The sequence below is a fragment of the Bariatricus sp. SGI.161 genome (assembly GCF_050313695.1).
GTDB lineage: Bacteria > Bacillota > Clostridia > Lachnospirales > Lachnospiraceae > JAFBIX01.
Map to the genome: position 1 here is coordinate 1 of NZ_JBNPLX010000041.1, position 19749 is coordinate 19749.

Annotated in this window: 19 protein-coding genes and 1 riboswitch; of the genes, 18 read left to right on the forward strand and 1 reads right to left on the reverse strand. The window is 43.8% G+C overall.

Annotated features, from left to right (window positions below):
- Window positions 1–35: 35 nt before the first annotated feature.
- From ACQRBH_RS15835 to ACQRBH_RS15845, 3 genes are all read left to right on the forward strand, one after another.
- Entirely contained in the window at window positions 36–1460 is a 1425-nt protein-coding gene (locus tag ACQRBH_RS15835; protein WP_427762421.1) for an alanine/glycine:cation symporter family protein, read from the forward strand.
- Window positions 1461–1555: 95 nt separating this feature from the next.
- Window positions 1556–2113, forward strand: a complete 558-nt coding sequence (locus tag ACQRBH_RS15840) for a biotin transporter BioY (protein WP_427762422.1) — start codon at window positions 1556–1558, stop codon at window positions 2111–2113.
- On the forward strand, window positions 2097–2513 hold the full coding sequence (locus tag ACQRBH_RS15845; protein WP_427762423.1) for a DUF1284 domain-containing protein: 417 nt from the start codon (window positions 2097–2099) through the stop codon (window positions 2511–2513). Before ACQRBH_RS15840 ends, ACQRBH_RS15845 begins: the two co-directional genes overlap by 17 nt.
- Window positions 2514–2573: 60 nt before the next feature.
- Here ACQRBH_RS15845 and ACQRBH_RS15850 read toward each other — a convergent pair whose 3' ends face one another.
- A complete protein-coding gene (locus ACQRBH_RS15850; RefSeq protein ID WP_347375546.1) occupies window positions 2574–3428 on the reverse strand; it encodes an AraC family transcriptional regulator in 855 nt (284 codons plus the stop codon).
- A 187-nt stretch (window positions 3429–3615) separates the two neighbouring features.
- Here ACQRBH_RS15850 and ACQRBH_RS15855 point away from each other — a divergent pair, with 187 nt between their 5' ends.
- The 15 genes from ACQRBH_RS15855 to ACQRBH_RS15925 form a co-directional block, all read left to right on the forward strand.
- Entirely contained in the window at window positions 3616–6678 is a 3063-nt protein-coding gene (locus tag ACQRBH_RS15855; RefSeq protein WP_427762425.1) for a glycoside hydrolase family 2 TIM barrel-domain containing protein, read from the forward strand.
- A 15-nt stretch (window positions 6679–6693) separates the two neighbouring features.
- Complete coding sequence (locus ACQRBH_RS15860; RefSeq protein WP_427762426.1) at window positions 6694–8061, forward strand: MFS transporter; 1368 nt, start codon at window positions 6694–6696, stop codon at window positions 8059–8061.
- Between the two features lie 192 nt (window positions 8062–8253).
- Window positions 8254–8820 carry a TlpA family protein disulfide reductase gene (locus ACQRBH_RS15865; RefSeq protein WP_427762428.1) on the forward strand — a complete coding sequence of 189 codons (567 nt, stop codon included), beginning with the start codon at window positions 8254–8256 and terminating at the stop codon, window positions 8818–8820.
- 16 nt (window positions 8821–8836) lie between these two features.
- Window positions 8837–8953, forward strand: a complete 117-nt coding sequence (locus ACQRBH_RS15870; protein WP_420370579.1) for a CD1871A family CXXC motif-containing protein — start codon at window positions 8837–8839, stop codon at window positions 8951–8953.
- 4 nt (window positions 8954–8957) lie between these two features.
- Entirely contained in the window at window positions 8958–9830 is an 873-nt protein-coding gene (locus ACQRBH_RS15875; protein ID WP_427762429.1) for a 4Fe-4S binding protein, read from the forward strand.
- Entirely contained in the window at window positions 9827–10606 is a 780-nt protein-coding gene (gene udp, locus ACQRBH_RS15880; protein WP_427762430.1) for a uridine phosphorylase, read from the forward strand. Before ACQRBH_RS15875 ends, udp begins: the two co-directional genes overlap by 4 nt.
- Window positions 10607–10625: 19 nt before the next feature.
- Window positions 10626–11291, forward strand: a complete 666-nt coding sequence (deoC, locus tag ACQRBH_RS15885) for a deoxyribose-phosphate aldolase (RefSeq protein ID WP_427762431.1) — start codon at window positions 10626–10628, stop codon at window positions 11289–11291.
- 31 nt (window positions 11292–11322) lie between these two features.
- Window positions 11323–11742, forward strand: a complete 420-nt coding sequence (locus tag ACQRBH_RS15890) for a cytidine deaminase (protein WP_427762432.1) — start codon at window positions 11323–11325, stop codon at window positions 11740–11742.
- A 45-nt stretch (window positions 11743–11787) separates the two neighbouring features.
- Window positions 11788–12759, forward strand: coding sequence for an adenosine deaminase (gene add / locus ACQRBH_RS15895; RefSeq protein WP_427762433.1), 972 nt, complete (start codon window positions 11788–11790; stop codon window positions 12757–12759).
- A gap of 6 nt (window positions 12760–12765) precedes the next feature.
- Window positions 12766–13956, forward strand: a complete 1191-nt coding sequence (locus ACQRBH_RS15900; RefSeq protein WP_427762434.1) for a phosphopentomutase — start codon at window positions 12766–12768, stop codon at window positions 13954–13956.
- A 15-nt stretch (window positions 13957–13971) separates the two neighbouring features.
- The gene (locus ACQRBH_RS15905; protein WP_427762435.1) at window positions 13972–14793 is read left to right on the forward strand and encodes a purine-nucleoside phosphorylase; all 822 of its coding nucleotides are present in this window, start codon (window positions 13972–13974) and stop codon (window positions 14791–14793) included.
- A 567-nt stretch (window positions 14794–15360) separates the two neighbouring features.
- Window positions 15361–16107 (forward strand): SDR family NAD(P)-dependent oxidoreductase, encoded by a 747-nt coding sequence (locus tag ACQRBH_RS15910; protein WP_331473153.1) that lies wholly within the window; start codon window positions 15361–15363, stop codon window positions 16105–16107.
- A gap of 130 nt (window positions 16108–16237) precedes the next feature.
- A complete protein-coding gene (locus ACQRBH_RS15915; RefSeq protein ID WP_427762436.1) occupies window positions 16238–16948 on the forward strand; it encodes an HAD family hydrolase in 711 nt (236 codons plus the stop codon).
- 13 nt (window positions 16949–16961) lie between these two features.
- Complete coding sequence (locus ACQRBH_RS15920; protein ID WP_427762438.1) at window positions 16962–17771, forward strand: DNA-3-methyladenine glycosylase family protein; 810 nt, start codon at window positions 16962–16964, stop codon at window positions 17769–17771.
- 91 nt (window positions 17772–17862) lie between these two features.
- A riboswitch (ZMP/ZTP riboswitch) is annotated at window positions 17863–17945 on the forward strand.
- A 125-nt stretch (window positions 17946–18070) separates the two neighbouring features.
- The coding region (locus tag ACQRBH_RS15925) for a formate--tetrahydrofolate ligase (RefSeq protein ID WP_427762439.1) at window positions 18071–19749 on the forward strand (1679 nt) is incomplete at its 3' end.

The following is a 19749-nucleotide window of genomic DNA, read 5'->3' on the forward strand; positions in this document are numbered from 1 at the left end:
TTATCCCATAGTTTGAGAAAGGAAGGTGTAGAGTTATGGAGAGAGTTAATGAAATTGTTGGGGCGATTGATTCCTTTGTATGGGGACCTGTGATGTTGGTACTGCTTGTCGGTACGGGTATTTTTCTTACAGTGCGGTTGAAATTTCTTCCGTGGAGGAATCTTGGATATGCGTTGCACAGCGTATTAAGTAAAGAGGCAAGAACTAAAAAGAGAGGAACAGGTGATGTATCCCCGTTTTCTGCGTTAATGACGGCGCTTGCTGCTACGATTGGAACAGGTAATATTATTGGTGTGGCAACTGCCATGTTCTCAGGTGGTCCAGGAGCTTTGGTGTGGATGTGGATCTCCGCATGCTTCGGACTGACTTCAAAGTTCAGCGAATGTATGTTGGCAATCAAATATCGTGAAGTCAATGAGAAGGGCGAGATGTCTGGCGGACCAATGTATACAATGAAAAATGCATTTAAGAATAAAACATTTGGCAAAACGATGGGATTTTTATTTGCATTATTCTCTGTCTTGGCATCTTTTGGAATCGGAAATATGACTCAGGCCAATTCTATCGCTGGTTCTGTGACAGAGGCTTTCAATATACCTGCATGGATTACCGGAATTATACTTACGGTACTTGCACTTGTAATCATTCTGGGCGGTATTACTTCTATTTCTAAAGTATCTTCCGTGGTTGTACCTGGAATGGCTATCTTCTATGTGATTGCTGGTCTGATCGTTATTATCGGCAATTGGCAGAACATTCCACATGGTCTGTATATGATCTTTGGAATGGCATTTAATCCAAAGGCAATTGGCGGTGGTGTACTTGGAACCATTACAGTATCCGTAATGAATTCTATCCGTTATGGTGTAGCACGTGGTGTGTTCTCCAATGAAGCAGGTCTTGGTTCTGCTGCCATTACTGCTGCCGCAGCTACGACAGACGATCCGGTAAGACAGGGTTATATTAATATGACAGGTACATTTTTTGATACCATTGTCGTATGCTCCATTACAGGAATTGCGATTGCAGCATCTGGTGTACTTGGAACTACAAATGCAGCAGGTGAACCACTTCAGGGTGTTCAGCTTACGATTGCAGCATTTGAATCAATTCTTGGACCAGTCGGAAAATATCTGGTTACAATTGGAATTATTCTTTTTGCATTTTCCACGATTCTCGGATGGGAATATCATGGTGAGAAAGCATTTGAATATTTATTCCAGAATCACAAATACAATATTGTATACCGAGTAGTTTTCTCCCTGGTCGTATATATCGGTGCTACACAAACATTGGATCTTGTATGGAACATTTCTGATATTATGAATGCATTAATGGCGATTCCAAACTTAATCTGTATGCTTCTCTTACATAATACGATTGCTAAGGAAGTAGATAGATTCCAGCCAATTCTGGAAAAAGAGAGAAAAGCATATAAGGCCGCTAAAAAAAGTAATTAATTGTAAACCAAATATCAAACAAGGTTGACAATGAAAGGATAGTATGTTAAATTGTTGTCGTATAAAAAGTATTTACATCATTAGGAGGAGCTATTATGAGTTCTATGGAAGCAACAAGAAGTAAAACATACGATATGGCATATATTGCTATCTTTGCAGTCCTTATGGCAATCTGTTCCTGGATATCGATTCCTATGGCAGTGCCATTTACCTTACAGACGTTTGGTGTGTTCATGGCAGTTGGCGTGCTGGGGGGAAAGAGAGGATCGCTTGCTGTACTGATCTATATTCTTCTGGGAGCAATCGGTGTCCCTGTATTTGCCGGCTTTAGCGGCGGAATTGGCGTTATCCTGAATACAACCGGTGGTTATATTGTCGGATTCTTATTTTCTGCGTTGGTTATGTGGGGTATGGAAGCTCTGCTGGGCAGCAAACCGGTTGTTCAGATTATATCCATGGTTGTGGGGCTGATCGTGTGCTACGCACTTGGAACAGCATGGTTTATGGTAGTGTACGCAAGAAATACAGGTGCAGTAGGTCTTGGAACGGTCTTAGGCTGGTGCGTGATTCCATTTATCATTCCGGATCTTGTGAAGATTGCACTTGCATTCGTCTTATCCAGAAAGATTCGTAAGTATGTGTCTTTCCAGTAATCAAGAAGTACAGGCCATTCCGATACGGCCACATCACGGAATGTGCCTGGCATATTTTATAGGAAAAGGTTACAGCGAGGGCTTTTCGGCACATATGGAGAAGATGCTGGGAATCTTTCGACAGAATGTTCCGGTAAAACTGGTAGTTCACACGGACGAGATCTGTTCCAGATGCCCGAACAATGAGGAGCATCTGTGTAATTCCAGGGATAAGGTGGAAGCATATGACAGAGAAGTATTGAAAACCTGTGGACTTTCAGAAGGACAGGTATTGGATTTCCTGAAGTTTGCGAAGCTGATCCAGGAAAAGATCATTGATGCAAGTGTGCGTGAAAGCATCTGTGGAGATTGCCAGTGGAACGGTATCTGCAGCTGCACGCAAAGCCGGTGGGAGTCATAGTTTAAAATCCATCAAAGACGGAATACAATCCGTGTTTGATGGATTTTTTTCGTAATGATACTATTCTGTTAACTGCCTCCTGAATTCAGATGGAGATATGCCGCACTGTTTTTTGAATAGCCGGCTGAAGTATAGGGGATTATCATATCCGACAATATTCGCGATCTCAGTAATATTATAAGAGGTAGATTCGAGCAGGCTTTGTGCATTGGAGATCCGCAGAGAGAGGATATACTGTGTTGGTGTAGAACCTGTGTATTCTTTAAAATTGCGAATGAACCAGCTGACACTCATTCCATGTAGATGCGCATATTCTTCTATGTTAATAGAATTATGATAGTTATGGTGAAAATAAGTGACCGTGTGATCCATCTCGTCAATTAGATAAGAACTCTTGATTCTGGGACGGTCCCCCTGGAGGCGACTGATCATGATAAATAATGCTTCCATATAATGGGCAAGAACTTCCTCATAATGGGGTTTGCATAACTTTAATTCCTGAATCATGCGCAGATAGATCTTCTTGTAATCCAGAGAGGTTCCGGTATGGATCACGTGTGCATGGTCAGGAATGCCATATTTTTTTAACAGGTTCTTCACATTATTTCCCGTGAAATGTACCCAGTATACTTCTGTGTGATCAACTCCATAGTAATAATATCGCTGCTCTTCCTTGGGACGATAGAGTACCATATTACCGGCAGGTACGATCTCTTCTTTTCCATGAAAATAAAAATGTGCTTTCCCTGATGCGATATAGAGCAATTGATAATCCAGACGTCCCCTGGGCCGGTAAGTAGGGAGCTTCTGCTTGGAATATAAATGATATGTTCCGGCACTTCCGACGAACAGAGGATGTTTTTTGTCTTTAAAATCAAGACGGCTATTCTGCCAGTAAGCACTGTCTGTGTACATTCAGATACCACCTTTCAGAGTGAAGATTCATTATATAAAGTGTATCATTTTGTGCATGTTTTGTCTATTTCGGTTTATGTAAAAATATAAGAAACAGGCTTATTATATAAGCAAACACAAGGGTACTCAAAGTGTTATATGTACAATGATAAAAGTTAAAAAAAGTGTATAAAGGGAGGAAAAGATTATGATTGTACCTCATTATTATGAGGACCTTCACATGCTGCATGAAAATGTAATGCCCGATCGTTCTTATTATGTGCCGTCATCAACACGAATGGATGATCTGATTGAACATCGAGAATCTTCAGATCGTATACAGATGTTGAATGGAAGTTGGAAATTTCGGTATTATGACAGTATTTACGATTTGAAAGAGTCATTTTATGAACGGGATTTTCAGACAAAAGACTTTGATACTGTTCCGGTTCCCGGAATGTGGCAGAATTATGGATATGACAGTCATCAGTATACTAATTTCAGGTATCCGTTTCCGGTGGATCCACCCTATGTGCCACAGGATAATCCATGTGGAGCATATGTCTGTAAGTTTTCTTACCAGAGAGATGCCGGGGCACCGAAAGCATTTCTGGAATTTGAAGGTGTAGATTCTTGCTTCTATGTGTGGCTGAATGGTACATATGTAGGTTATAGCCAGGTATCTCATGCGCTCAGTGAATTTGATGTAACGCCTTATATTGAAGAAGGAGAGAATACGCTGGCGGTTCTGGTGTTAAAGTGGTGTGACGGAAGTTATCTCGAAGATCAGGATAAGTTTCGAATGAGCGGGATTTTCAGAGATGTGTATGTGATGAAACGGCCCGTACAGTGCATCTATGACTACTTCATCAATACCCGGATCGAAGAAGAGAAAGCATTTGTCAGTATTCGCACAAAGTATCTTGATCAGACCGTTCCGGTGAAGGCATCTCTATATGATGCTGAAGATAAAAAGATGGTAGAGCTCGTATATCAGGGAGATACAGAATTTGTAATTGATCATCCGCATCTGTGGAACAGTGAACAGCCATATTTGTATACGCTGTTTCTTGAGACAGAGCATGAAGTGATCACAGAATATGTGGGGATTCGAGAAATAGCTGTAAAAGACAGTGTGGTCTATATTAATGGCGCTCCAGTCAAATTCCGCGGAGTCAACAGACATGATTCGGATCCGAAAACAGGCTTCGTGATCAGTGTCGACCAGATGAAACAGGATATGGAGTTGATGAAAAAACATAATTTTAATGCCATTCGTACCAGCCATTACCCGAATCAGCCGATGTTCTATCAGATGTGCGATAAATATGGATTCTTTGTAATTGATGAGGCTGACAATGAAAGCCATGGACCATGGATGCTCTGCTATTCCAATGACACAGACGAAGAGAGGGCAAGCAGATGGAATGAATTGATCTCTGACAATCCGGAATTTGATGAGGCAACACTGGATCGGACGAAGAAGATGGTAGAAAGAGATAAGAATCGGCCATGTGTCGTCATCTGGTCTATGGGAAATGAATGTGGCTATGGATGTACTTTTGAGAAAGCGCTTGCATGGACCAAACAGTATGATCCGGGAAGACTGACGCACTATGAAAGTGCTTACTATAAAGGACGCAGAAGAAAGTATGATTACTCTAATATTGACCTCTATAGCCGTATGTACCCTGGATTTGAAGAAGTCCTTGATTATGTAGAATCAAAACCGGATAAACCATATATTATGTGTGAATATTGCCATTCTATGGGAAATGGTGCCGGGGACTACGAAGATTATTTTGAACTCATTGAAACATATGATTGCATCTGTGGAGGTTTTGTCTGGGAATGGTGTGATCACGCCGTCTATAAGGGAGAATCAGAAGACGGAAAAGAAATCTATTATTATGGCGGTGATCACGGGGAAGAATTACACGATGGGAATTTCTGTATGGATGGTCTTGTCTATCCGGACAGGACGCCGCATACGGGACTTCTGGAATATAAGAATGTCCACAGGCCGGCACGGGTCGTCTCTTATGATTTGAATACAGGGATATTGGTATTGAAAAATGAGATGAACTATGTTGATCTGAGAGATTATCTATACATTACTTATGAATTAAATGTAGATGGAGATGTAATTTTTTCTGGAAGAATTCTTGCAGAAGACCTTCCTTCTATTCCCGCTCGCAAGGAAGAAGAGATCTGTATGCCTGTGGAAGCTCCTGAAAAGGGCAGAGTCTATCTAAAGGTTTACTATCATCTGAAAGAAGCGGATGCTTTTCGGGAACAGGGATATCTGTTGGGGCAAGATGAGATAAAACTGGACAATGAAGATACACGAAATCAAAAAAGTCTGTCATGGCAGGAAGAAACGGAAAAGAAGAGCAGGGAACTTCCTGGAATTCAGGTTTCAGAAACGTCGAAGCAACTAATCGTGGAAGGAAGTACATTTGTATATGTATACAATAAACTATACGGAACATTTGACCAACTAAGCGTGAATGGGAAGGATTACCTGGACAGACCGATGGAACTGAATGTATGGAGAGCACCGACAGATAATGATATGTACATCAAGACCGAATGGTATAAGGCGATGTATGACAAGGCGGTGTCGAGAGCCTATGTGACGAATTACACACTGACAGAAAAGGCCCTGGAGATCCACAGTACGATGTCACTGTCGGCAGTCTCTGTTCAGAAGATGATGAACATGGAGACCGTCTGGACGATTACGAATTCTGGACAGATCTCTGTCAATATGGATGTGATAAGAGATATGGATTTTCCAGAATTACCGAGATTCGGGCTTCGAGTATTTCTGCCGAGACAGATGAATCGGGTGTCCTATTATGGAATGGGGCCAGAAGAAAGTTATATTGATAAATGTAGAGCATCAAGCCACGGCATATATTCAGCAACGGTTGAAGCTCTTCATGAAGATTATCTGAAGCCACAGGAAAATGGAAGCCATTATGACTGTGATTATGTTGTGGTCAGTGGAGAAGAGAGAGAACTTCGTGCATATAGTGACGGTACATTTTCGTTCAATGCATCCATATATACGCAGGAAGAACTGACAATGAAGAGTCACAATTATGAATTGGAGCCTTGCGGAAGTACGGTGCTGAATCTGGATTACAGGCAGAATGGGATTGGTTCTAACAGCTGTGGACCAAGGCCGCAGAAGAAGTACAGGCTGGATGAAGAAACATTTACGTTTACATTAAAGTTAATGTTGTTAGATAAACAAGAAAGTTAAATGGGGAAATGAGAGATGGAGGAAAAAACATATTTAAAATGGTATAATAAGATAGGATATGGTTCCGGAGATATTGCCGGTAATGTAGTATACGCTTTGTTATCAGCATTTGTAATGATCTTTTTGACGGATACGGTCGGCATGAACGCTGGTATTGTAGGTACTTTAATTGCAGTCTCCAAATTATTTGATGGAGTCAGTGATATATTCTTTGGTTCCATGATTGATAAGACGCATAGTAAGATGGGAAAAGCCAGACCCTGGATGTTCTATGGTTATTTTGGATGTGCAATCTGTCTGGTGGCGATCTTTGTAATTCCGGCAGATATCAGTGCATTTGCACAGTATGCATGGTTCTTTATCGCATATACATTATTGAATGCAGGCTTTTACACCGCCAATAATATTGCGTACTCTGCCCTGACAGCATTGATTACGAAGAATAATCACGAACGTGTTCAGATGGGATCGATTCGTTTTATGTTCGCGTTTGGAACGAGTATGCTGATTCAGACCATTACCGTTGGCTGTGTTGCATTCTTTGGAGGTGGTGCAAGCGCATGGAGAACAGTTGCCATCATCTATGCAATCGTAGGTGTTGTTTCGAATACGATATCTGTAATGTCTGTAAAAGAGCTGACTCCGGAAGAACTTGCAGAAGGAGAAACTAAGAATGAGGATGTACAGGAGGAAAAATATAGCCTCATCGATGCCTTTAAATTACTGGTGCATAACAAGTATTACTTGATGATCTGTGCCTCTTACATATTAATGCAGGTGTATTCTGCGACATTGAATATGGGCATTTATTATATGACTTATGTTCTGAAAAATGCCAATCTTCTGGGTGTATTTTCCTGGGCGATCAATATACCGATGATTCTTGGACTGTTATTTACCCCTGCATTAGTCGCGAAGTTTAAAGGGATGTATCGACTGAACTTTTATGGATATACACTGGGAACAGTAGGGCGACTTGGAGTGTTGATCGCAGGTTATATGGGAAGTGTTCCACTGATGCTCGCATGTACTGCAATAGCGGCAATAGGTATGAGTCCACTTCAGGGTGATATGAATGCTTTGATTGCAACATGCTCAGAATATACATATCTGACAACTGGAAAAAGAGTGGATGGAACCATGTATTCCTGCACTTCTCTTGGAACGAAGATCGGTGGAGGTATTGGAACAGCACTGGCAGGATGGTTGCTTGCGATCAGTGGTTATGTAGGAGGTGCTGCAGAACAATCTGCTTCCTGCATGAATATGCTGCATATTATGTATCTGTGGATTCCAATGATAATCAATCTTTTGATTACATTGATTCTGACAAGATTAAATGTTGAGAAAGCGAATGAAGAACTTCGCCAGAGAATAGAATAAAGATTGAGCAATACAAAGGCAGCTGTCAGTAGTGATGAACTGGCGGCTGCCATATTATCATTCTCATAAAATGTCAGAAAAACGGACAAAAATGAAAAGAATCAATTGTATAAATGGACAAAAATTGAAAAAATCAATTGTATAAACGGACAAGAAGTGGCATGCTATATGTAAGAAGAGGAGGAATGTGTAATGAAAAGATATATATCAGTACTTATCATCCTGGCGTTGTGCCTTAGCATGTGTGCCTGCAGTTCGAGTTCAGAAGAGAAGGTGACAGGCTCAGAAGAGAAAGTAGCGTCATCTTCTGAAGATGACGCACCGAATGTGATGCCCGAGTTTTCTACGGTGGATCTTGAGGGAAATGAGGTTACCAGTGATATCTTCGCTCAGGCGGATCTGACGGTGGTAAACTTCTGGGCAACATACTGTAGCCCATGTATCAATGAATTGCCGGATCTGGAGGAATGGTCAGAATCGATGCCGGAGAACGTACAGATCATAGGAATTGTTGTGGACGTGGAATCCGAGGATTCAGAGGAATATTCTTCTGCGCAGCAGATTGTGGACGCGACAGGAGTGACCTATCAGAATCTGGTGGCAGCAGGAGAGTTTGATGAGATGATCAGTGAGATGATCGGAGTTCCTACAACGTATTTTGTAGATCGAGAAGGGAATCTTGTGGGTAATTCCATCATAGGAGCGAATGTAAGTGGATATAAGAAGTATGTAGAGGAATATTTGAATGAGTCAGAATAAGAGATGGAAGCTCCAGATGATTCTTATGGTCATCGCAATTGGAATCATGGTGTATGGCATCTGCCGCGGCGAGGTTTCTGTTGTGTGGAATAAGGCGGTCAATATCTGTCTGGAATGTATTGGATTGGGGTAGTTATATGAAGATTCAGCAGGAAATAAAGAGGAAGATCATCCAGATTGCAGCGTTTGGATATTCCAATCCGTATCTTGGCAATTTCGCCGGCGGGCAGATATATAAGGGGAAATGGAAGCAATTCTGCAATCCGGGAATGAATTGTTATTCTTGTCCGGCGGCAGCGTTGTCCTGTCCGATCGGAGCTATGCAGGCAGTGAGTGGTTCTGTGAATTTTAATGTCAGCTTTTATGTAGTTGGATTCATCCTGGCGCTGGGAATTATATGTGGAAGAGCAATCTGTGGATTCTTATGTCCCTTTGGATTGATTCAGGAATTGCTCTATAAGATTCCCTCACCAAAGAAGAAGCTGTGGAAGGGTTTTACATATGTAAAATATATTCTTTTGACAGTATTTGTGCTGCTTCTTCCGGTTGTCAGCACCAATATGCTGGGGATGGGGGCACCTGCTTTTTGTGAATACATATGTCCGGTTGGGACATTAGAAGGGGGAATTCCCCTTCTTAGTACGCATCCAGAACTTCGGGAGACGATTGGCGCGTTATTCTCAGTTAAGGCAGGAATCCTGGGCATAACACTGGTGGGATGCGTGATGGTATGTAGGTTTTTTTGTAAGGTAATGTGCCCTTTGGGCGCTGTCTATGGTATATTGAATAAGATCAGTATCTATCATATGGAGATCGATCAGACACGTTGTGTTTCCTGTGGACAATGTCATGCAGTGTGCCCCATGGATGTTCATCCTGTAGAGAATCCTGATTCTGCAGAATGTATCCGATGTGGGAGATGCGTCGCATGTTGTCCGGAACAGGCGTTGATTCTGCGCTGTCGAAGTAAAATGAAGTGTGATCATAAGAAAGAGGGCGAGACAATATGAAGAATTATTCAGAAGATGTAAGCAGACAATACCATATTCAGGTGGCAGCAGGAGAAGTAGGCCGCTACGTGATTATGCCAGGAGATCCTAAGAGATGTGAAAAAATTGCGCAATATCTGGATCACCCGGTGTTTGTTGCAGATAATAGAGAATATGTAACTTACACCGGAACTCTGGATGGAGTGAAGGTCAGTGTGACGTCGACAGGCATTGGAGGACCATCGGCATCCATTGCAATGGAAGAACTGTATCGATGCGGAGCAGATACATTTGTCCGGATCGGAACCTGCGGCGGCATGCAGCCGGAAGTCAAAAGTGGAGATATTGTGATTGCGACAGGAGCAATTCGTATGGAGGGGACGAGCAAGGAATATGCTCCGATTGAGTTCCCGGCAGTGCCGGATCTTGCAGTGACCAATGCACTGGCATTGGCAGCGCGGGAAAAAGGATATCCGTTCCATACAGGGGTTGTTCAGTGTAAAGATGCATTTTATGGACAGCATGAGCCAGAGATCAAACCGGTAAGCTACGAGCTGATGAATAAGTGGGAGGCCTGGAAGAGACTGGGATGTCTGGCGTCTGAGATGGAGTCAGCAGCCTTATTCGTTGTGGCAAGCTATCTGCATGTGAGGGTAGGTTCCTGCTTCCTCGTTATGGCCAATCAGGAACGAGAGAAACTGGGACTGGAGAATCCGGTCGTACATGATACAGATATGGCGATTCAGGTGGCGGTTGAAGCAATCCGCAGGCTGATTCGCGAAGATGAGAAAAAGTAACAAGAGGTAGATAAGAAAGATGAGTGAAGAAGAGATATTGGAACACGTAGACCACACGCTTCTATTACAGACAGCAACTTGGGAGGAAATCAGACAGATCTGTGACGATGCCATGCAATATCAGACGGCATCCGTATGTATTCCGCCAAGTTATGTAAAGCAGGCAAGTGAATATGTTCAGGGAAGCGTGCCGGTCTGCACGGTAATTGGTTTTCCGAATGGATATATGACTACAAAGGCAAAGGAATTCGAGACGAGAGATGCCATTGCAAATGGCGCTTCTGAGATTGACATGGTCATCAACGTGGGATGGCTGAAGGACAAAAAGTATGATCTGATTACGGAAGAGATTCGGATTCTGAAGGCGGTATGCGGCGATAAGATATTAAAAGTAATTATAGAGACCTGCCTTTTAGAGGAAGAAGAGAAGATAAAAATGTGTGAGATCGTGACAGAAGCAGGGGCTGACTATATCAAGACGTCCACCGGATTCTCCAGTGGCGGTGCAACCTTTGAGGATGTCGAACTATTTGCAAAACATGTGGGATCACAGGTGAAGATAAAAGCAGCCGGTGGAATCACTTCTATGGAGGATGCCAGAAGATTCCTGGAACTTGGGGCGGATCGACTTGGAACCAGCCGGATCATTAAGCTTCTGAAGAAGGAAGAGGCGTCTGGTTATTAAGGTATCGATAAGAATACGGAGGTGTTCGCAGATGGATAAGAAACTGATAGAAGAGATGATCGAACGGGCAATGGCACAGCTGGATTATTCTTATGCTCCCTATTCTGAATTTCGGGTTGGGGCAGCGCTTTTAGCAGAAGACGGAACATTCTATGGTGGATGCAATGTTGAAAATGCAGCATATACTCCGACCAACTGTGCAGAGAGAACCGCGTTTTTCAAGGCGGTCAGTGAAGGGAAGAGAAGATTTACCGCTATCTGCATTGTGGGCGGAAAGGGTGGTGTATTGACTGAATATACAGCACCCTGCGGGGTATGCCGTCAGGTCATGATGGAATTCTGTGACCCGGAGACTTTCCAGATCATTCTGGCAGTCAGCAAGGAGGATTATAAGATATTCACCTTAAAAGAGATGATACCGATGGGATTTGGACCAGATAATCTGGCATGATCCATGGGATATGTCGACAGTCAAGGAATATAGGAGGGCTGTGATATGACAAGGGAAGAATTAAAAAAGTTGCCAAAGATAGAATTACATTGTCACCTGGATGGTTCGCTTAGCAGAAGCTTTCTGGAGACCCGTCTTGGACGGACGGTGTTGGATGAGGAGTTGAGTGTAACACAGGAGTGCAGAAGTCTCGCAGAATATCTGGATAAGTTCGATCTTCCGGGAGTCTGCTTAAAGGATGAAGAGGGACTGGAAGGAGCAGGATATGACGTGCTTCATACCATGAGTCAGGAACATGTCTGCTATGCGGAGATTCGCTTTGCCCCACTTCTGTCCGTGACAGAGTCCATGAATACAGAGCGTGTCATAGCGGCACTTCTTCGGGGGCTGGAAAGAGGAAAGAAAGAATTCAATATAGAATATAATGTAATCACCTGTGCTATGCGTCATCACAGCGCCGAGCAGAATTATCAGATGCTTAAGACCGCGCGTCAGTTTTTAGGAACGGGCGTGTGTGCGGCAGACCTGGCAGGGGCGGAGGCCCAGTATCCGATGGCGGAATTCATGGAATTATTTCAGAAGACGAAGGACTTAGGAATGCCATTTACCATACATGCCGGGGAATGTGGAAATGCACAGAATATTGTGGACGCAGTAAGCGTCGGTGCCGGAAGAATCGGACACGGAATTGCGATGCGGGGGAAGCCGGATGTACAGAAGCTGGTAAGAGAAGCCGGCGTTGGGGTTGAGATGTGCCCGATCAGTAACCTTCAGACGAAAGCCGTGAATGGACCGTCGGAGTATCCGCTCCGGGAATTCCTGGATTCTGGCATCTGCGTTACGATCAATACGGACAATCGAACCGTAAGCAATACATCTATGACAAAAGAACTGGAATTTATCCAGAAAACATATGGGATCTGTGATGATGAGATCCTTCTGCTTATGAGAAATGCGGCAGAATCCGCTTTTGCTAAGGAAGATGTGAAGAATCGATTGAAAATGTTAATGAGGTGAGAAAAGATGAAGGAATATCAGAGAATCTTTGTGGTTGTTCTGGATTCGCTTGGAATCGGTGCAATGCCGGATTCACCAGAATTCGGCGATGAAGGCGTGGATACCTTTGGCCATATATTGGAAAAAATGGGTGTGCTTCATATCCCCAATCTGGAGAAGCTGGGTATGTTGAATCTTCACCCGGCAGGGCAGATGAAAGGGATAGACAGACCTGTCGGACGGTATATGCGTCTGACGGAGGCAAGTAAGGGAAAAGATACCATGACCGGCCACTGGGAGATGATGGGAATCCGGACCGAGAAACCATTTCAGACATTTACAGAGACCGGATTTCCGCCGGAACTGATTGCAGAGCTGGAAAAGCAATGTGGAAAGCGAGTTATAGGAAATAAAAGTGCCAGCGGGACGCAGATCATTGAAGAGCTGGGAGAAGAGGAGATCAATACGGGTGCAATGATCGTCTATACTTCTGCTGATTCGGTGATGCAGATCTGTGGAAATGAAGAGACCTTCGATCTGGCCAACTTATATCGTTGCTGTGAGATTGCAAGAAAGCTTACCATGAAAGATGAGTGGAAGGTTGGACGGGTCATTGCAAGGCCTTATGTCGGCAAGAAGAAAGGTGAATTCAGACGGACCAGTAACCGCCATGATTATGCTCTGAAACCAACCGGACCAACGGCATTGAATGCACTGAAGGATGCAGGATATGATGTCATCGGAGTCGGAAAGATCAACGACATCTTCTGTGGAGAGGGAATTACGAAGACATATCATTCCAATAGTTCGGTCCATGGAATGGAACAGACTATCGAGATCTGTAAGAAAGATTTTCATGGATTATGTTTTGTCAATCTCGTGGATTTTGACGCGTTATGGGGTCATCGAAGAGATGTGGAAGGATATGGAAGAGAGATCGAGAAGTTCGATCAGAATCTTGGTGTACTTTTAGAAGGCTTAAGGGAAGACGATCTTCTGATTCTGACGGCAGATCATGGAAATGATCCGACCTATACGGGCACAGATCATACAAGAGAATATGTACCGTTTTTGGTTTATTCGAAGAAGATGAAAAATGGAGGAAGATTGGAGAATCAGGATACATTTGCAGTGATCGGGGCATCTGTGGCGGATAATTTTGGAGTCGAGATGCCGCAGGGAACCATTGGAAGTTCTATCCTGGAGCAATTGAGATAAGGAGAGAGCGAGAATATGAACAAAGTATATGAAAAATTGCAGTCTTGTGTTGCAAGTGTGCGTGAAAAGACAGATTTTCAGCCGGAAGTAGCATTGATCCTGGGCTCAGGACTGGGAGACTATGCCGATGAGATACAGGCAGTACAGACCATTCATTATGCGGATATCGATCATTTCCCGACTTCTACCGTGGCGGGACATAAGGGAAGGTTTGTATTCGGCTATGTGAAGGATGTCCCGGTAGTAATCATGCAGGGAAGGGTTCACTATTATGAAGGATATCCGATGTCGGATGTGGTACTTCCGACACGTCTGATGGGAATGTTGGGCGCAAAGAAGCTGATTCTTACGAATGCAGCCGGTGGAATCAATTATGACTATGAGCCGGGAGACTTTATGCTGATTACGGATCATATCACAACAGCTGTGCCAAGCCCGTTGATTGGAGCGAATCTGGAAGAACTGGGAGCAAGATTCCCGGATATGAGTGAAGTATACAGTAAGCGTATGAGAGATATTATTAAGAAAATTGCGAAAGAGATGGGAATTCAGCTTAAGGAAGGAGTCTATGTGCAGCTTACCGGCCCGAATTATGAGACACCGGCGGAGATTCGCATGTGCAGAAGCTGGGGCGGAGATGCCGTGGGAATGAGTACGGCATGTGAAGCCATGGCAGCACGCCACATGGGAATAGAAGTGTGCGGAATCTCCTGCATCACCAATCTGGCAGCAGGAATGTCAGAAAAGAAGCTGAACCACACCGAAGTTCAGGAGACCGCAGACCGGGTAGCGAAGCAGTTCAAAAAACTAATCACAGGAGTTGTGAGTTCAATATAGGGGACGGGGGTTTTTTCAAATTCCCCCGTCCCAAATTAAAATATCCCTGTCCCAAATTAGAATATCCCTGTCCCCAATTAAAATTTGGGGAAAATCAGTAAGATTATCTGATATTGCTGCAAAATTAAATGTCAGTACGGTAACGGTTTCGAAAGCGTTTTCTGGGCAAAAGGGTGTCAGCAAGGAAATGTGTGCAAAGATTATTGAGCTGGGAGGCTCACTTATTGAAAGGGAAAGCGTAAGACGGGCAGGGCCACCAGTTCCATTTATCTAAATATGTTAAGAATTAGACAGCAAGTGTTTGACATTTTTATAATATTTTTTGAAAGAAATCTTGCAAAAATAATCAAAATAAAACACGAAAAATGGAAATATAAGAATTACAAAAGAAACAATAATATTTTCGCGCGTTATTAAGAAGAATAAAAATCAGTTTTTACAATGTTGGCAGAAGCAGGAATCATCAAAAAGATTGAAAAAGGATTAACAAACTTGTGGAATAATTATCAATAGAATAGTATAGTGTACATAGGCGAAACTATTAACAGTAGACAGAAAGGAGAACTTATGATGCTAAAAGGTAAAGTGGCAGTCATCACCGGAGGAACTCGTGGTATCGGGTACGCAACTGTAAAGAAATTCCTGGAAAATGGAGCGAAAGTTGTATTGTTTGGCTCACGTCAGGAGACTGTAGACAAGGCACTTGCTTCTTTAAAGGAAGAGAATTCGGAATGGGAAGTGTCCGGAGCATGGCCGAATCTGAGTGATGCCGATGAAGTTGCAAAAGAGATTGAATTGGTAAAAGAAAAGTACGGAAGAATCGACATTCTGGTCAATAACGCAGGTATCTCTGACAGCACAAAGATTGACGATTACACATCTGAGAAATTTGCGAAGATCATGCAGCTGAATGTCAATGCAATCATGAATGGAGTAATGCCGACTGTAAAGATCATGAAAGAGCAAGGCGGCGGAGTTATCTTAAATACCAGTTCCATGGTCAGCATCTCCGGCCAGCCAAGCGGAATTGCGTATCCGACCAGCAAATCAGCAGTAAATGGACTTACATGGTCGCTGGCAAGAGAACTAGGACCAAGCCATATCCGAGTAAATGCAGTAGCACCTGGAATTACAAAGACCGATATGGTCGCAGCACTTCCAGAACAGATGATCCAACCACTGATCAACGCAATTCCACTTCGCCGTGTAGGAGAAGCAGAAGATATTGCAAATGCATTCTTGTTCCTGGCAAGCGATATGGCAAGTTATGTGACTGGCGAGATCTTGTCTGTTGATGGTGCTATGAGAACCTAAGTCTAATTGGGGACAGGGCAAATCGAATCTGGGACACGGATATTTTAATTGGGGACGGAGGAAAATGAAAAAACCCCCGTCCCCAATTGCATATCGGCAAAACAGTGGCTCTGAGAAAGGGAAGATAATCATGTTTCTTGTATTTGATGTAGATGATACGATGTATGACTTGATGTGGCCGTTCCAGATGGCTTTTGAGAATATATTGGCAGAGAAGACAACGGTTTCGTGTGAGGAATTATTCCGCCAGTCGAGAATCTGTTCGGATATTGTATTGGAGAAGGAGAAGCAAGGATTGATCCCATCAGAGGAGGCTTTCTTTCGGAGAATGCAGATGACTTGTGAGGCAAAAGGATTTGCGATCACCAGAGAAGAAAGTGAAGCGTTCGAGCGAGAATATCGTGATTGTCAGACGAAGATTCGCCTCTTTGATTATATGAAAGAGGTGTTGGATTACTGCAGGGAGCACCAGATTCCAAGAGCGGTGCTGACCAATGGAAGCCGCAAGTCGCAGGGGAGAAAATTAGAAGTACTGCAGCTGGAGCGGTGGTTTGACGATGAGAATGTGTTTATCTCAGGGGAAGTCGGGTACCACAAGCCGGATGTTCGTGTGTTCCAACATGTCCAGGAGAAGATGGCTATTCAGAGTGAAGATGCCTGGTATATCGGTGATACATATGAAAATGATATTGTGGGGGCACATCAGGCGGGGTGGCACAGTATCTGGCTGAATCACAGAAATCGCCCATGTCCGGATGTGAGAAGCCTGGCAGATATAGAGTTGAAGAATAAGGAAGAACTGCTGCCAACGATTCAACGGTTGATTCGAAAGGCCGACTAATACAGGAGGAAATATGGTCAAGAGAAGGATAGACAACTTCAGTATTGCGCAGATCTGCGATTCGGGGGAGTGCTTTCGTATGACACCAGTGAATGAAGATACCTACAGTGTGATTGCTTCTGGGCGGTATCTGGAGGTGGAGCAGCATGGGGACGAGTGTATATTTTCCTGTGACGAAGTGGAATATGAGGAATTCTGGAAGGAATACTTTGATCTGGGCGTAGATTACAGGACTTACATAGAGAAGATTAACCCGAAGGATACATACCTGGTCCGCGCAGCCAAATATGGCTCAGGGATAAGGATTCTGCGGCAGGATCTGTGGGAGATGATCGTGTCTTTTTTGATCTCCCAGCAAAATAATATCGTCCGCATCCGCAGATGTATCCAAAATATCTGTGAGCGGTATGGTGAGCAGAAAGTGAACTTTCGCGGAGATACTTATTACACTTTTCCGGAACCAGAAGCATTGGCAGGGCTTGCGGAGGATGCGTTGAAGGAATGTAACCTGGGTTATCGCAGTAAATATGTGGTGAGAACGGCGAGAAGCATTGTAGCAGGCGAAGTGGATCTGGCGGCTATCGAGAAGATGACTTATAAAAAAGCGAAGGAAGAGTTGCTGAAGTTATTTGGAGTGGGCGAGAAAGTGGCAGACTGTATCTGCCTGTTCGGATTACATCATCTGCAGGCATTTCCCATAGATACACATATCCGACAAGCGCTGGATGCGCATTATAAAAGAGGATTTCCAAGAAGGAGATATCAAGGGTATGAAGGCGTGATCCAGCAGTATATCTTCTACTGGGAATTGCGTGGAATATAGCGCTATAGTTAACAGGATATATACTTATGATCAGGAAATTATTACTTTTGGATTGACATTTTTCGGACCTTATCATATTATATGAATAACTGAGGATTCTGATAACTGACGGATAGATGTGGAGTACCACAGGGGAATCAGAATTTATTATGGCCGACCGTCTGGGCAACATTTATCCAAGTGATAAGTGTTGTCCTTTTTTATTCCCCGGAAAACCTGGATTTCCTGGAATAAGAAAGGACGTATCGCAAGAAGGGTATTTCAAGACAATAATATTCTGTAAGGAGGAAACAAAAAAGATGAAAACAGACATTGAGATCGCACAGGAATGTAAGATGGAGCCAATCACAGCCATCGCCGAAAAAGCGGGAATTGACGATGAATATTTGGAGCAGTACGGGAAGTACAAGGCAAAGATTGATTATAATTTATTGAAGAAATCAGATAAGAAGGACGGAAAACTGGTCCTTGTAACAGCGATTAATCCGACTCCGGCAGGAGAAGGAAAGACGACCACAACGGTTGGTCTTGCTGACGCAATGCAGAAGCTGGATAAGAAGGTTATGGTAGCACTCCGTGAGCCATCTCTGGGACCGGTATTCGGAATCAAGGGTGGTGCTGCCGGCGGCGGATACGCACAGGTAGTACCAATGGAAGATATTAACCTGCACTTTACCGGTGATTTCCATGCGATCGGTGCTGCGAACAACCTGCTTGCAGCTATGCTGGACAACCACATATACCAGGGAAATGAATTGAACATTGATCCAAGAAAGATCGTATGGAAACGATGCGTGGATATGAACGACCGTCAGCTTCGTTTTGTAACGGATGGATTAGGCGGAAGAGTGAATGGTGTGCCAAGAGAAGATGGATATGACATCACCGTTGCTTCTGAGATCATGGCAGTGCTGTGTCTGTCTAAAGATATCACAGACCTGAAGGAAAGACTGGGACGTATTATCGTTGGCTATACCTATGGAAAAGTCTCTGAACAGAAGCCTGTTACAGCACATGATCTTCACGCAGAAGGTGCGATGTGTGCACTTCTGAAGGATGCACTGAAACCGAACCTGGTACAGACACTGGAACACGTGCCTGCAATCGTTCACGGCGGACCATTTGCCAATATTGCACATGGATGTAACTCTGTAACTGCTACAAGAATGGCGATGAAGCTGTCTGATTACGCGATCACAGAGGCAGGATTCGGTGCTGACCTTGGTGCTGAGAAGTTCCTGGATATCAAGTGCCGTATGGCAGGCATCCACCCAGATGCAGTTGTTATCGTAGCAACCGTTCGTGCATTGAAGTATAACGGCGGAGTTCCGAAGGCAGACCTGAATCAGGAGAACCTGGAAGCACTGGAAAAGGGACTTCCAAATCTGATGAAGCATGTAGGCAATATCAAGAACGTATACGGACTTCCATGTGTGGTAGCCATCAACGCATTCCCGACCGACACCAAGGCAGAGCTTGACCTGGTAGAGGCAAAATGTAAAGAAGTCGGTGTAAATGTCGCACTTTCAGAAGTATGGGCAAAAGGTGGAGAAGGCGGAATCAAACTTGCAGAAGAAGTGATCCGTCTGTGTGAAGAGCCAAATAACTTCCACTACAGCTACGAATTAGAAGGAACCATCGAAGAAAAATTAGACCAGATCGTGCAGAAGGTATACGGCGGAAGAAAAGCCGTCCTGACACCGGCAGCACAGAAGCAGGCAAAACAGCTGACAGACCTGGGATTCGCAGATGCACCAATCTGTGTGGCCAAGACACAATACAGCCTGACAGATGATCCGACCAAGCTTGGAGCACCAAAAGACTTCGATATTACAGTACGTAATCTTAAGATGTCCGCAGGAGCCGGATTCATCGTGGCATTGACCGGAGATATCATGACAATGCCAGGACTTCCAAAAGTTCCGGCAGCAGAAAGAATAGACGTAGATCCAGATGGAAAGATCACAGGACTGTTTTA

Bases quoted from the DNA above. Each gene is read 5' to 3' on its own strand.
- ACQRBH_RS15870 (WP_420370579.1), top strand. From the start codon at position 8,837: ATGATTCTTATGGTCATCGCAATTGGAATCATGGTGTATGGCATCTGC.
- ACQRBH_RS15855 (WP_427762425.1), top strand. From the start codon at position 3,616: ATGATTGTACCTCATTATTATGAGGACCTTCACATGCTGCATGAAAAT.
- ACQRBH_RS15875 (WP_427762429.1), top strand. From the start codon at position 8,958: ATGAAGATTCAGCAGGAAATAAAGAGGAAGATCATCCAGATTGCAGCG.
- ACQRBH_RS15840 (WP_427762422.1), top strand. From the start codon at position 1,556: ATGAGTTCTATGGAAGCAACAAGAAGTAAAACATACGATATGGCATAT.
- ACQRBH_RS15890 (WP_427762432.1), top strand. From the start codon at position 11,323: ATGGATAAGAAACTGATAGAAGAGATGATCGAACGGGCAATGGCACAG.
- ACQRBH_RS15915 (WP_427762436.1), top strand. From the start codon at position 16,238: ATGTTTCTTGTATTTGATGTAGATGATACGATGTATGACTTGATGTGG.
- ACQRBH_RS15835 (WP_427762421.1), top strand. From the start codon at position 36: ATGGAGAGAGTTAATGAAATTGTTGGGGCGATTGATTCCTTTGTATGG.
- deoC (WP_427762431.1), top strand. From the start codon at position 10,626: ATGAGTGAAGAAGAGATATTGGAACACGTAGACCACACGCTTCTATTA.
- ACQRBH_RS15860 (WP_427762426.1), top strand. From the start codon at position 6,694: ATGGAGGAAAAAACATATTTAAAATGGTATAATAAGATAGGATATGGT.
- ACQRBH_RS15845 (WP_427762423.1), top strand. From the start codon at position 2,097: ATGTGTCTTTCCAGTAATCAAGAAGTACAGGCCATTCCGATACGGCCA.
- ACQRBH_RS15905 (WP_427762435.1), top strand. From the start codon at position 13,972: ATGAACAAAGTATATGAAAAATTGCAGTCTTGTGTTGCAAGTGTGCGT.
- ACQRBH_RS15865 (WP_427762428.1), top strand. From the start codon at position 8,254: ATGAAAAGATATATATCAGTACTTATCATCCTGGCGTTGTGCCTTAGC.
- ACQRBH_RS15850 (WP_347375546.1), bottom strand. From the start codon at position 3,428: ATGTACACAGACAGTGCTTACTGGCAGAATAGCCGTCTTGATTTTAAA.
- add (WP_427762433.1), top strand. From the start codon at position 11,788: ATGACAAGGGAAGAATTAAAAAAGTTGCCAAAGATAGAATTACATTGT.
- ACQRBH_RS15920 (WP_427762438.1), top strand. From the start codon at position 16,962: ATGGTCAAGAGAAGGATAGACAACTTCAGTATTGCGCAGATCTGCGAT.
- udp (WP_427762430.1), top strand. From the start codon at position 9,827: ATGAAGAATTATTCAGAAGATGTAAGCAGACAATACCATATTCAGGTG.
- ACQRBH_RS15900 (WP_427762434.1), top strand. From the start codon at position 12,766: ATGAAGGAATATCAGAGAATCTTTGTGGTTGTTCTGGATTCGCTTGGA.
- ACQRBH_RS15910 (WP_331473153.1), top strand. From the start codon at position 15,361: ATGATGCTAAAAGGTAAAGTGGCAGTCATCACCGGAGGAACTCGTGGT.